The sequence below is a fragment of the Methylocaldum sp. RMAD-M genome, assembly GCF_017832375.1.
Classification (GTDB): Bacteria; Pseudomonadota; Gammaproteobacteria; order Methylococcales; family Methylococcaceae; genus Methylocaldum.
On sequence record NZ_JAFIBZ010000005.1, the window covers coordinates 198,503 to 211,649 of the forward strand.

Below are 13,147 nucleotides of genomic sequence, written 5' to 3' on the forward strand. Positions count from 1 at the left end.
GTTACGCTGCGCTAACCCGCCCTACGACCTACGATCGATCGACGGTCTGCTGTTTGATGCGCCATTCGAGAATGCTCTTGGCCGCCAGCGTCACCAAAGCCAGCAGCGCCAGCACGGAAGCCACCGCGAACGCCGCGGCGCTGTTGTATTCGTTGTACAGAATCTCCACGTGCAGCGGGATGGTGTTGGTCATTCCCCGGATATGGCCGGACACCACCGATACCGCGCCGAATTCGCCCATGGCGCGCGCGTTGCAGAGAATCACGCCGTAGAGCAGGCCCCATTTGACGTTGGGCAGGGTGACGCGCCAGAAGGCCTGCCAGCCGGAGGCGCCCAAGACGATCGCGGCTTCCTCTTCCTCGGTGCCCTGCGCCTGCATGAGCGGAACGAGTTCGCGGGCTACGAACGGAAAGGTGACGAAAATCGTGGCCAGGACAATGCCGGGGACGGCGAAGATCAGCTTGATGTCGTGCTCTTGCAGCCACGGGCCGAGCCAGCCCTGGAGTCCGAACAGCAGCACGTAGATCAGTCCCGAGACCACCGGCGATACCGAGAACGGTAGGTCGATCAGGGTCATCAACAGGCTTTTTCCCGGAAATTCGAATTTGGCGATAGCCCAGGCGGCAGCGATGCCGAACACCAGGTTCAGCGGCACGGCGATGGCCGCCGCCAAGACCGTCAGCCACATGGCGGAAAGCGCATTGGGCTCGATCAGCGCGGCTCCATACGCAGCCCAGCCTTTGCCGAGGGCTTGGGTGAATACGACGGTCAGCGGCAAAAACAGAAAGCCGAACAGAAAAGCCAGGGCCAAAGCGGTCAGCAGCCAGCGGACGAGCGCCGGCTCGCGATTCGTACGGCTGGCGGTGCGGGTTCGGCTGATCGATGAAGGGAGGGCAATCGAAGACATTTGGTATTCCTTGCAAATGTTAAGCGCGGCGCAGTTGGCTCCAGCGCTGGAGCCCGTTGATGGCCAGCAGCAGGCCGAACGATACGATCAGCATGGACACGGCCAAGGCCGTGGCGCCGGCGTAGTCGTACTGTTCCAGCTTGGTGATGATGAGGAGCGGCGTGATTTCCGAAACCATAGGAATATTGCCGGCGACGAAAATGACCGAACCGTATTCGCCGACGGCGCGGGCGAAGGCCAGGGCAAATCCGGTCAGGAGCGCCGGCAGCAGCGTCGGCAGGATAACCTTTTGAAAGGTCTGCCAGCGATTGGCGCCGAGGCTGGCCGCGGCTTCCTCCAATTCGGTCTCGAAATCCTCCAGGATCGGCTGAACCGTGCGGACGACAAAGGGCAGGCCGATGAAGGTCAACGCGAGAATCACGCCCAGCGGCGTGTACGCGATCTTGATCCCCAAGGGAGTAAAGATCTGGCCGATCCAGCCCTTGCTCGAATAAAGTGTCGCCAGCGCAATGCCGGCCACGGCGGTCGGCAAGGCAAACGGCAAGTCGACGAAGGCGTCCACGAGCTTTTTGCCGAAGAAGTCGTAGCGGACCAGAACCCAGGCCACCAGCAGCCCGAATACGGCATTGATGCAGGCACCGGCCAGCGCGGCCCCGAAAGTCAGCTTGTAAGAGGCCAAAACCCGCGGGGCGGTAATCACTGTCCAGAATCCGTCCCAACCCAGCGTGGCGCTCTTCAGAACCGTTGCCGAGAGGGGCACCAGCACGATGAGACTCAAGTATGTCAACGTGAATCCCAGGGTTATCGAAAAACCGGGCAATACTCCATGTTTTTTCAGCATCGCCAAGAGAGCTCCCATCAGGTGTGAGGTTGTTTGCTTGTACGATAACAGCGCACGGTTATTCTCAAAAATAATAAAAATGCTTGTTATTATAACCAGAAGTCATTATTGGGCAGGTACAACCGGCCAAGGTCACTCAATGAAATCGACCTGGCTTGGCTATCTGATCGCACGGCAATTGGAGTGTCACCTTGCCGCAGAAATTTCGGAAGCAGTTTTGGCTCAACGCAGCCGCATGGGTCGTATGAGAGATTCTTGGCAGCGCGATGATCTCGCCCGCCGGTTGTGTGGGACACGCTACCGAGCGGGTGAGAGCGATTCGTCACCGCAGGCACAGGTGCCTGGTCCTCGTGCCGACGGTAGATCCGTCCGGGCTTGGTTTGCTTCCACCACCGGCACGATCCTATGGGCATGTTCTCGTGACAGGCGAACCGGCGGTGGAAGAGCCACCGCTTGCGCATTGATCTGAGTCTTCAAAGCATCATAAAAAAAAGCAAGGGTTCCGCCGCCCCGGTGTCAGAAAATTTTACAAGTCATGGGCCGGTCGCCGGTAGCGCATTTGCTATCACGAAATTAAGAAAAATCAAACTTTTACGAAAGATCAGGTCAGGTTTTTGGCAAGGCTGAGCTTTCAAAGCTAACTGCATATCAGGTTTCTACGAAACATCGAAGGATCCGGATGTTTCAGGGACTTTACGGCGCCAATTTCCGTGTTACCTAGAAAGTGTATTGAAGAACAAATAGATGAATGTCTGGCACAAAAATTGACTGAACTGTGGCAGCGTCTGGAAAAGGCGCTTTGTGCGCAATCCGGCCGTTCATCTTTTATTAGGATTGCGTCCCGGCGAGGGGCATTCGTCGAGCGAGACTCGCGGATCTCAAGGACGCGGCCGGGCGAAATAATCGGCATTTGCTGTCTTCACGCCTACATACCGACAAGGATAAGGATGATGTCGTATGAAAACGATTGCAGGAAAAGTACTAGCCCGCATTTCTCACACCCCTTCCAATCGCAAACGGGCCTTTAGTCGGCCCCTTCCAATCGCAAACGGTCGCATCGGGAGCGCCGAAGCGACCCTTCCTACTGCGGACGCCGCCCAATCGCAAACGGTCGCTTTAGTCGCGACCCTTCCACTTACTGTGACACGCCGTCTTTGCGCTACGCCATCCGGCTGCGCACAAAGTCCAGGGCAGCCTTCCTTGGCCGCCCGCTCAGCGGGCCCATCCTTCACCGGAGGATGGGCTTCTCCGCCTCGCCCCTCTCGCTGGCTCGACGTAGTGTCAGCTACGCCTTCGCCGTCGCTCAGTCCGTGCGGCGCGCCACAGCGGCGTCTCGACGCCCTCGCGACGAAAGGGTGTGAGAAATGCGGGCTAGTCTGGTGGTCCTCAATAGCGCGAGCGTCGCCAGGTTTCAATCAAGCTTATTGAAAAGCTGTCTCGATTTCCCGATCGGGTTTTGATCGGCCTCGGCCCACCACATCGAGGCTTTCGACATTCCGCTATTGCTGCCGGTCAATAGCTGTTTTAAGGAGAAAACGAATGTCAACAACGGAATATTTCCTGTCTTTAGAAAGTTTGCCCGACCAGAATATTCAGCACCCGACTAATCCTGAATCTACGGGATTTAACCGCACATTCATTCGTCTGATCGCAATAGCATTGATAGCGTTATGCATGGCGGTCGTATTGGGGGTACGCTGGAGCAATTTTACCTATTACTGGTACCAGCCGTTCGTGAATGCCTACTCGATTACGGTTGGAGTATTTATTATTTCGCGCTTCGTGCTTTCCGTTTTTTATAAACCGCCGAAGGATGTCGGTATAGCGCCTACAGTCAGTATCATCATTACCGCTTTCAACGAAGAAGAAGCGATTTACCGAACTGTCGAATGCTGTTATTCCGTCGATTATCCGCCCGAGAATTTCGAAGTGATTGTCGTCGACGATGGATCGACCGACGGTACATTGAGGGAAGTCAGTCGCGCTCAAGAACGCTGGCCGCAACTCACGCTGGTGTCCTTCGATCGCAATAAAGGGAAACGCGAGGCGATGGCGGCCGGAGCCCGCGTATCGAGCGGGGAAATCCTGGTTTATGTGGACTCGGACAGTTTTGTCCGGCGAGATGGGATAAAAAAAATCGTCCAGGGCTTTGCCGATCCCACGGTCGCCGCGGTAGCCGGACATACCGAGGTCGCAAACGTCGCAGAAAATGGCCTCACCCGGATGCAACAGGCACGCTACTATGTGGCATTCCGAGTTATCAAGGCCGCTGAGAGTATATTCGGCGCCGTTACCTGCTGTCCCGGTTGTTTCTCCGCTTACCGCCGTAGTTGTGTGATGGAGGTTCTCGATCGCTGGCTCAACCAGCATTTTCTCGGCGTTCGCGCTACCTTCGGAGATGACCGCAGCTTGACCAATATGCTGCTGCGCAAATATCGCGTGATTTACTCGGGAGAAGCGATTGCTACGACTATCGTCCCCGAAAAGCATCGGAAATTTCTCAAACAGCAGCTGCGCTGGAAAAAGTCGTGGTTCCGAGAAAGTTTAATCGCCGCGACTTTTATGTGGAAAAAACCTCCGCTTGCAGCCGTCGCTTTTTATGCCCAATTGCTGTTCCCGATAGTGGCTCCCATCCTGATACTTCGTATGTGTCTATGGCTGCCGATCGCCAATAACGATTTCATATCGCCGATGGTGTACTTTCTCGGCACGGTAATGATAGGGCTTATGTTTTCGGCTTATTACCTTTTCTGGAAATCCGATAGAAACTGGATTTATGGCCTTTATTTTACGATTTATTACATGATCTTCTTGGTTTGGCAGATGCCGTATGCGATTGCCACTCAGCGAAACAACGGATGGGGGACGCGGTGATGGCCACGAAGCAAACAGTTGTCGTAAGCGAGTTTCCCAGCAGCGCGCACCCGGTCGGACATTGGCGCAATCTGTTTTGGTGGATAGCCTTGGCCGTCACGGTGACAGCGATTCTGCAAGGTGTGGAATACATGTCTAGCGCGTCGTCCTCACCCCCGCCGGCCCCGATTATGGCTGGACAGGAGAGAGAAGCGTTCGTCGCGCTGGTGTTCGGCAAGATCAGCTCCTCGCGCGACTCCGCGATTCCGACGGAGTCATTCCGGGCTGATATGACAGCTTTGAAAAAGGCCGGTTATTCCACGGTGCGGCTCGCACAAGTGCGCCGGTGGCAGCTTGATGACGAGGCTGCGCTGCCGGAAAAACCTCTGTTGCTGACATTCGACGAAGCGTACAGGGAAACCCTGGAGACCGCGGACGAGGTGTTCGCGTCCGTGGGCATGACGGGAGTCGTATTCGTCAATCCGAGCTTGCTGGATCAGGCCAATATCCACATGGTTTCTTGGCACAGACTCAAACAGCTGGTCAAGAGCGGTCGCTGGGAAGTGGGCGTATCCGGCTGTCAGGATTCCGGTGTTGGAGGCTTTACATCGACCGAAGTTCTGGCGCAGAGATACGCCCGAGAGCGCAAGGTACTGGAGCAGAGGCTCGGACAGCCCATTATCGCCGCGGATTGTTCGCGTGCCTGGAACGCGGATCAGAGCGGCGAAGCCGACATCTGGCCCCAGACCTTGAAAGCGGCGTCTCTTTCCGTGGGTTTTGTTACCGGTCTTTGGGGAGCCAACTACCGGGATGACCCCTGGTCCGGTCTCAGACGAATTCGGGTGTCGAAGGAGTGGAGCGAAGCGGATCTGCTCGCTCGGCTCGAAGCCCATGCACCGCGCCGGAAGCCTTTCATCGATCACTTTCAAGCCGCTCGTTCTGCCCCGGACTGGGTGGTGGACAGGGGCGAAATCGCCATCGAGGATGGCGCGCTCCGGGTGGCCAGCAAGGAGGGAGAGCAGGGGACGCTGGTCATGCTCGGCGGCACGGAGCATTGGCAAAATGCCGGCGTGGAAGTGCAACTCGAGGGACAACCGCAAGGTCAATTTTGGATTTCCTTGCGGCAACGACAAGGCGAGCCGTTCGTCCGGCTGGGCGTTTCCGAGGGGCTGGCTCTGCTCCAGGCACGCAATAAGGACGGTAGCTTCAATCAACTCGCGAGTCGGGAAGTGCTTTCAGGGACTATCACCTTAGCGTTGCGAGTCGTTGATTCCCGAGTGGTCGCATCGGTAAACGGACGTCCGCTGTTAAAGCGGCCGGCCGAGATGCCTGCGGGATCCGATTACGGTCCCTTAACGCTCGCGGTCTGGAACGAAAGCGATGAGGATCCGGCGGGCGCGGGCAGCGCATCCGTGCGCCTGAACTGGGTAAAGGCAGAACCGTTGCCGCAAAAATACGGGATCGTGGCCGCGATACCCGGGGCAGCCGCCTGGACAAAGCTTCGCCGCGAAGTCGATGATCTTTACATGCTCAGCCCAAAGTATTTCACCTGGGCGAGCGGGGGCACGCATAAAGAGGTAGAGAATCGCGACCTTGCCGTGGAGATCTTCGCCCGCCATCATCGGCTCAAGTTTTTGCCGGCCTTGATCCTTGAGGACAACATTCGGTCATCCGAGACCGTCGCGCTGGCCGAGCAGGCATTGAATTGGGCGGCAGACCCAGCATTCGACGGCCTGAACATCATCACGAAACGCTCCACCGCCGGGGATCGGCAATCGAAAGACTTTCTCGCCAATCTCGACGCGCGCATGGCGGCGAAGGGCAAGATCTTGGCCGTCACCATGGTTGGCGACATAGGGCAGGACGTATTCTCTCTCAGCCGCGACGACTTGGTGCTGGTGAAGGATGGGGGCAACATAGTCTCTGAAGATGAATATACCGTGGCTTCTGTGCCGTGACGGCAGTCGGAGCCACGGGAAACGTGGCGCAGAAAATTTCCAATGGCACAGATCTTGGCAAGCAGATGAAACAAATCATCGGATTCATCGTATTGGACAGCCAGCGGTAAAGTATGGCTATAATCGGATAGGCAGTCGGCTGGACACGGGCTGTCGGTACGAGTGGATGAGGGTAGCGGTGTCGGCTATCCAAGAAGAGGAGGTCAAATAATGAAAAGCTTGTCGATCTTAAGGACGATGACTGTGGGGAAGACTTCGGTTGGAGCAGTAGGCAGGCCAAGGAGGAAAAGGAAAGTACTGTCGATTCTCGATCTACCGCTGGCGGGGCTGCCGCCTATCGCAGCCGCCATACTCCTCGCCCGCGATGCCTCTCGCGGCGTCTCATCATTACCATTCTTATTCTCCGGGCGGGCACGCAATGTGCTGCCTCAGCGCACGCCCCCTGCCGCTGCGCGTCCGGTTTCCGGGGACTCTTGCCGGGCGGCGCCTCATGCATCGATTGCCAGCGTCCGGCGACGATCCCCCCGGCGATCTTGTATGACTTCAGCGCTCGGGATTCAGTGAAGTCCATCTCTGCGCTTGCGCATCCGCGGCGGCTAGCCGTCGCGGATGCGCAAGCGAATGACAACGGCCGGATTGCCGTTGGCTTTTCATCGCTGTGTGATGCTTGCTGTATCCGCGCGGTGAATCCGGCTCCGTTGCTCGATACGAATTCAAACTAAGAAGAGTCAGCGTGTGATGTTAGGGAACTGTCATTTCTTCGGCCCGTCGGCCGCAAGCCTCATCTTCGAACGTGTATTGCTCAGCCTGATCGCCCTCGTATTCGCGGCCGCAGTCACGGCAGAGGAGTCGACTTCCGAATCCGCCGACACGGTTTTGAACCATGCCGATGCGTTCTATTCCGAGAAGAAGTATGAAGACGCTCGCCGCGAGTACGAGCGGGCGATCGCGATCGATAAAGGCTCGGTGGCGGCTTGGCGGGGGCTCGCTTGGAGCTATTGGGCGCTGGGCGAGAAGACGCGTGCTTATAAAATCTGGACGGATCTTTTCGCGGCCTTTCCCGACGATGTGTCGATTCTGTTGGCTTTGGGCAAGGCCTGTGAGCAGGATCGCCATTGGGACCGGGCGCTTGATTATTATTCGCGGGTAATGAAAAACGATCCGGAAGAGGAACAGGCTCATCTCGGAAGGGCGCGGATTTTTTTGGCCCAGCGAGCGTATAAGCCTGCCGAGCGGGAGATTCGGGCCGTGATGAAGCGTGCTCCTGCGGATGCCGCAGTGAGCTCGCTTCTTGCCGATGCCTTGATAGGCCAGCAGCGGTACAAAGACGCCGAGGAGATCTTGAGACCCTTGGTAAAGGCGGAACCGGTGCCGGCAAACCAGCGGCGTCTTGGCCACACCCTGGCCGAGCTCGGCCGATATGAGGAAGCGGCCGAATATTACAGAAAATGTCTTCAGATTCAGCGTGACGATGATTTGGTCGCGGGTTGGCGTCAGTTGGGCTCAAAGCTTAGGCGGCTCGGACAGCATCAGCGGGCCTATGAGATTTGGCGCGGTCTTTTGAAGGATTTTCCGGGCGACGTACCGACTCTTTTGGCGTTCGGCCGGGCTAGCGAGCAGGACCAGCTTTTGTCTCAGGCGCTCGATTATTACGCGCAGGTGGTGCAAAAAGCACCGGGGGACGAAGCGGCGCACCTCGGCAGAGCAAGGATTTTCTCGGCGCAGAAGGATTATGCTTCGGCCGAGCGAGAGATCAGGTCCATCCTGGATCGCTCGCCCGAGAATGTGGAAGCCAAACTGGCTCTCGTCGAGAACTTGACCTCTACCGGAAATCGGAAGGAGGCGGAGGCCATTTTACGATCGCTGGTGGAACTTGATCACGCCCCCGAGCATTTGCGCCGCCTAGGCACCCTATTGGCCGATCTCGGGAGAAATGAGGAGTCGATTGCCTATCTGAAACAGAGTCTGCAGGCTTCGCCCGACGATTATCTGGCGACATTGGGTCTTGCCCACGCGTATTGGAATGAGCATCGGTACGATGAAGCCGTCGAAGTCCTGAAACGCTATTTGGCAGCCCATCCCGAGAAGGATGTCGCCCGCGCGAGGCTCGCCGAGCACTATACCGCGCTCGGTAATTGGGAGCGGGCGGAGTCGGAGTGGAGATTCCTCGTTGCCAAGCATCCGGAAGACAGTAAATGGACAATCAGGCTTGCTCGGCTTCTGGTTTGGGCAGGGCGTCATGAGGACGCGGTACGGCTCGCCAAGCAGGTCCTCGAGCAAGAACCGGACAATGTAAATGCCTTAGGCCTGATTGCAGATGATGCCGTCTACTCCGGAGACACCGAGGCTGGCGTTCGCTGGCTTACGCGGCTGACCGCCGTCGCGCCATCTCCGGACCGGTTGATCCGGCTCGGAAATCTGCATCTTGAACTGGCTGGGCGCCTCGACAAAGAGGGTAAGCAGGAGGCTTCTGCCATTCATTACGCGGTGGCGCTTCAGGAATTCGAGCATGCGGTGGCACTGGATCCGATCAAGAGCGGAGGGCCGATAGAGCTCATAGAGGCAAAACGTTTGCGGGGACAGATCGCCGAGGCCGTCGAGCTCGCCGAACAGCTTCATGCGAAGTATCCGAATTCTGGCCGTACGCTCCAACAGCTGGTCAATGCGTATTGGGGGCTGGGCGATTTTTCTGCCGCGCGCGATATGCTTGAAGTGATGGAACCGCTATATCCGGGCAAAGTCACGCTACAGCAGAATCTGGCCAAGTTGACGTTTTATAGCGGCGAACAGGGCCGCGCGTTGGAGGCGCTGAACGCATTTTATGAAAACACCGAATCGCCGAGCATTCCGGTTCTTCTCTATCACGGTATCACCGGCTCGAATCGAGAGGATACGGTGCCGCTGAGGCAATTCCGAGACCAGCTGATCGCGCTCAAGAAAGAAGGTTATCAATCCATCACCATGGATCAGCTTCTCGATTTTCTCGAGAAAAAAGATGTGAATCTGCCCCCTAAACCGATACTCATCACCTTCGATGATGCTCGCTCGGACAGTTTTCGGAATGCGGATCCGGTTCTCGCGGAGACCGGATTCAAGGCAACGATGTTCGTGCCGGTGGCGGATGTTGCCACCCGCGGCGCCTATACCGTCGCCTGGCCGGAAATCAGGCGCTACTTTGCGACGGGACGTTGGGATATGCAATGTCACAGTACCGAAGGACAGCACTATGTGCCCGTCGATAAGGACGGCCATTTGGGAAGGTTTCTGGTCAACCGAATGTGGCTGGACGGGGAGGGCCGACTGGAAACCTATGAGGAGTACGCCGCTCGGATCGAAGCGGATTATCGCGACTGCCGGGATGTTCTGAGTCGGGAAGTGCCGGGTTCGAAGATTATCGCCTTTTCGTTTCCCTACAGCGACCAAGGACATAAATCGCTGTCCAATGAGCCTGCCGCTTTCAAGCTCAACCGGCAGCTTCCGGAAAAATATTTTCGGATGGCCTTTCACGTGGAGAATGACTATCTCCTGACCAGGAATTCTCCTCGATTCTATCTCCCACGGTTTGAAGTTCCGCGCGAGTACACCGGAAACGATCTTGTTGCGCGCTTGAAGGCCATCGATCCTATCGCATCGACCTCCAATGAGTTGGCGTTGCTTTACGCCAGTGCGGGCCGATATTCGCAAGCCATGGAGATCTTCGATCGGTTAGGGCGGGAAGGGGCGATGGACGATGCGGAACTGCTCGTCAGGACGGGAAAAGTGCTTCGGTGGAGCGGAGATCATGCGGGTGCTCGCGAGCGTTTGGAGAAGGCGGCGGTTCTTCGTCCGAATGACCCGGTGATTCGCTACGAGCTAGCCGAGCTAGACCGCCGTCTCAGACCCATTATGCAAATCGAGGGACTGTATTTTGAAGACAACTCGGATCGGTCGTACTTCAGCATTGCGCCATCCGTGAATTACGGTATTTCGATCAGACCGTCGATTTGAGGCCGTCAGGAACGGGCGGAGCGCCGGTGGAAACGGACTTTCAGGCGGTAGGCCACCAATTCGAGGGCAAACTGCGGTATGAGCTGAACGAGCTGGGGCCGCGTTCGGCGATCGCATTTTCGGCGGGGGCTGCCGGTTTCTCGAGCCGATCGTCTCCCGCCGGTTCCCCAGACTCCTCTCCGACCTATCCGTTGGGCTCGATTCATTTCAATACCGGCATAGGCGATAACGTCGATTTCTCGATCGGAGCCGATCACAGCTATGTCAACACGGCGGGTGCCATAGCCAACCATATCTCGTTTTTCAGGGCCGTAGGCGGATTCAAGCTCAGGGCCTTGGATACGCTCAGCTTAGCGGCCAACCATTATTTCTTCTCTTATAGCGATAACAACGAGCGTAACCGGACTGAAGTTCTTATCGAAAACAGGTTTTGGAAAGATCCGGACTTTAGCATAGGCGCACAGTTCACCTTCGACGATACGCGTAAAATGAGCGACTTGTTCTGGACACCGGACAACTATTTCGGATTGATGGCGCCTTTCAGCTTAAGAACCCGGCTCGGCGATGCCGTCTCCGCAGAGGTCACCGTGGCTCCGGGTGTTGGCAAAGAAGCCGGCACCGATTTTAGTTTTCAGCTGAGTGCGGGTGGCAGTGTCAAATGGAACGTGGCCGACAACTTTAGTTTGTATGTAACGGCTTCGAGGTACGAGGCTGCGACCTATTCTAACTTTGCTGCCATCGCCGGCGCCTTGATCGAGTTTTGACACTCATTCCGACGGGCTGTATCTGAAGGATTTTTATCGGCTTCAAGGGACAATTGACTAGGAATAGGATCAATCAGACATGGACGCAGTGAGCTTGTTCAAACCTTTAACCATGTTCGTTGCCGCGGTCGGGATGATTGCTGCACCTTCGGCCTCGGGATTTTCGGACGGATTCGATAGCGATGTCGTGCTTTATGAGACGGCCGACATGAGCGACAGTAACGACAACGATTGGTGGCTGAACTCCGGGGCCTATTTCTACCGGTCAGGCGGAATAGGAATGACCGTGCAGGGAAAGCTTGCCGACGATGATCAGTGGCGGTTGCTGTATGCCACGACCAATCCGGTCGATACCGATGATGGGTATCGGCCACAAAATATATTCCGCCTAGTCACACGATCGAAATTCAAGAATTTTACTCAACAAGTCTATTTCAATATCGAGCGGATCAATGCGTCGGGTAGTCCGAATCGGAACGAATCCAATGGAGTATTGTTTTTTCATCGATATCAGAACGGCGATAATCTGTATTACGCCGGAATACGTGTCGATGGTTATGCGGTAATCAAGAAAAAGCTCAACGGGAAATACTATACGCTGAAAACCGTAGGGATCTATCAGGGGGGATATGACCGCGTTTCTAAACCCAATCTTATTCCTACCAACCAATGGATTGGTTTGAGAACGGTTATATCGGACAATGCTGCCGGCAATGTCATCATTGCGCTTTATCTGAATGATCCTCTACTCGGGGCCGACTGGACCAAGGTGCTCGAGGTCGAAGATACGGGCTCCCCGGTCGCTCCGCTTCTGAACGAGGGTTATGCAGGCATCCGTACCGATTTCATGGATATCCGATTCGATCATTACGAGGCGATCGAGAAACAGGATATGGCCGACGCCGTCCACCGCAACGAGAGCACGACGCTATTCCGTGCAATCGGCGAGGCTCCGCTCCACCCCCCGAACGGCATTCCGTTCGTAGTAGCTTCCTTTGACCAAATCGGCCTGTAGCAGCTTCGCCACATCGGCATCGGCCTCGCTGTTGACGCCCTCGATCAATAACTGCGTATCAAGGCGGCGAACAGCCGACAGCAGGGAAGAGCGCCGTCGGTAATTCTCGGCATCGCGGGCCAATTTCGGGAAAAATCGGGTGTCGAACCGCACGAAATCTGGCGTGAAGCGGTAGAGGAATTCGATGCAATACCGTTCGAGGAAGCTTTCGCCTGCGCGGTCGTCGAATTTGATCGCGGTCGAGTAGCCGCGGTCGCGGTAGTTTCTCAGCCTTTCGAGCAACAGAATCAGATGGCGGTCGTAGATCGGGCTGACTTGCAGCGTGATGACCACGCGGCGGGTCGAGAGGCCGCAGCGTCGGATGATCTCTTCGAAATAAGCGCCATGGTCCCGTTTCACGGCGAGGACATGGCGCGGGTGCACGTGCAGGAACAGGTGTCCGTCCTGGTGGGCGACCGGCAGGTAGTTGAGCATGTGAACCGTGCGGGTCAGACGGTCGAGGTTCACGATGTTGAGAGCTTCATCCGCGGCCGGGCCGTGAAGCGGCCGATTCGAACCATTCGTCTCGTCCGGCACGAACGAGGATGCGTCGTGGCCGATTACCAGCGACGGCGATTCGGCAAGCCGCACCGGCTGGAGAATACTGCCGACATGCAGATCCCCGAGATATCCTTCGACCCGCGTGCCTTTAAGCCGGAGCGGCGGACTGTTAAGTCCTTGCTCTTCGGCGAAGCGCTGATTGAAATATTCCACGAGTTGTCGCAGAGGCATGGGAAAGCTCCTTTGCATAAAGTAACCACAGAGGCGGCAGACGGTCCCGGT

8 protein-coding genes are annotated in these 13,147 nt (G+C 56.6%); 5 read left to right on the forward strand and 3 right to left on the reverse strand.

Annotated elements, in window-relative coordinates:
* Positions 1–28: 28 nt before the first annotated feature.
* Both cysW and cysT read right to left on the reverse strand, forming a co-directional pair.
* Positions 29–907, reverse strand: a complete 879-nt coding sequence (cysW, locus tag JOD69_RS07465) for a sulfate ABC transporter permease subunit CysW (RefSeq protein ID WP_077727861.1) — start codon at positions 905–907, stop codon at positions 29–31.
* Between the two features lie 19 nt (positions 908–926).
* Entirely contained in the window at positions 927–1,748 is an 822-nt protein-coding gene (cysT, locus tag JOD69_RS07470; protein ID WP_086134954.1) for a sulfate ABC transporter permease subunit CysT, read from the reverse strand.
* A gap of 1,539 nt (positions 1,749–3,287) precedes the next feature.
* Here cysT and JOD69_RS07475 point away from each other — a divergent pair.
* The 5 genes from JOD69_RS07475 to JOD69_RS07495 all read left to right on the forward strand — a co-directional run bounded on the left by JOD69_RS07475 (position 3,288) and on the right by JOD69_RS07495 (position 12,325).
* Positions 3,288–4,622 carry a glycosyltransferase gene (locus tag JOD69_RS07475; RefSeq protein WP_077727863.1) on the forward strand — a complete coding sequence of 445 codons (1,335 nt, stop codon included), beginning with the start codon at positions 3,288–3,290 and terminating at the stop codon, positions 4,620–4,622.
* Complete coding sequence (locus tag JOD69_RS07480) at positions 4,622–6,559, forward strand: polysaccharide deacetylase family protein (RefSeq protein ID WP_168183866.1); 1,938 nt, start codon at positions 4,622–4,624, stop codon at positions 6,557–6,559. The genes JOD69_RS07475 and JOD69_RS07480 overlap by 1 nt, the downstream gene beginning before the upstream one ends.
* A 738-nt stretch (positions 6,560–7,297) precedes the next feature.
* Positions 7,298–10,546 carry a tetratricopeptide repeat protein gene (locus JOD69_RS07485; protein ID WP_086134952.1) on the forward strand — a complete coding sequence of 1,083 codons (3,249 nt, stop codon included), beginning with the start codon at positions 7,298–7,300 and terminating at the stop codon, positions 10,544–10,546.
* Between the two features lie 26 nt (positions 10,547–10,572).
* Complete coding sequence (locus JOD69_RS07490) at positions 10,573–11,310, forward strand: hypothetical protein (protein ID WP_086134951.1); 738 nt, start codon at positions 10,573–10,575, stop codon at positions 11,308–11,310.
* A gap of 79 nt (positions 11,311–11,389) precedes the next feature.
* Positions 11,390–12,325 carry a hypothetical protein gene (locus tag JOD69_RS07495; protein WP_077727866.1) on the forward strand — a complete coding sequence of 312 codons (936 nt, stop codon included), beginning with the start codon at positions 11,390–11,392 and terminating at the stop codon, positions 12,323–12,325.
* Here the strand turns inward: JOD69_RS07495 and JOD69_RS07500 are convergent.
* Entirely contained in the window at positions 12,239–13,096 is an 858-nt protein-coding gene (locus JOD69_RS07500; RefSeq protein WP_086134950.1) for an EAL domain-containing protein, read from the reverse strand. The genes JOD69_RS07495 and JOD69_RS07500 overlap by 87 nt on opposite strands.
* Positions 13,097–13,147 lie beyond the last annotated feature (51 nt).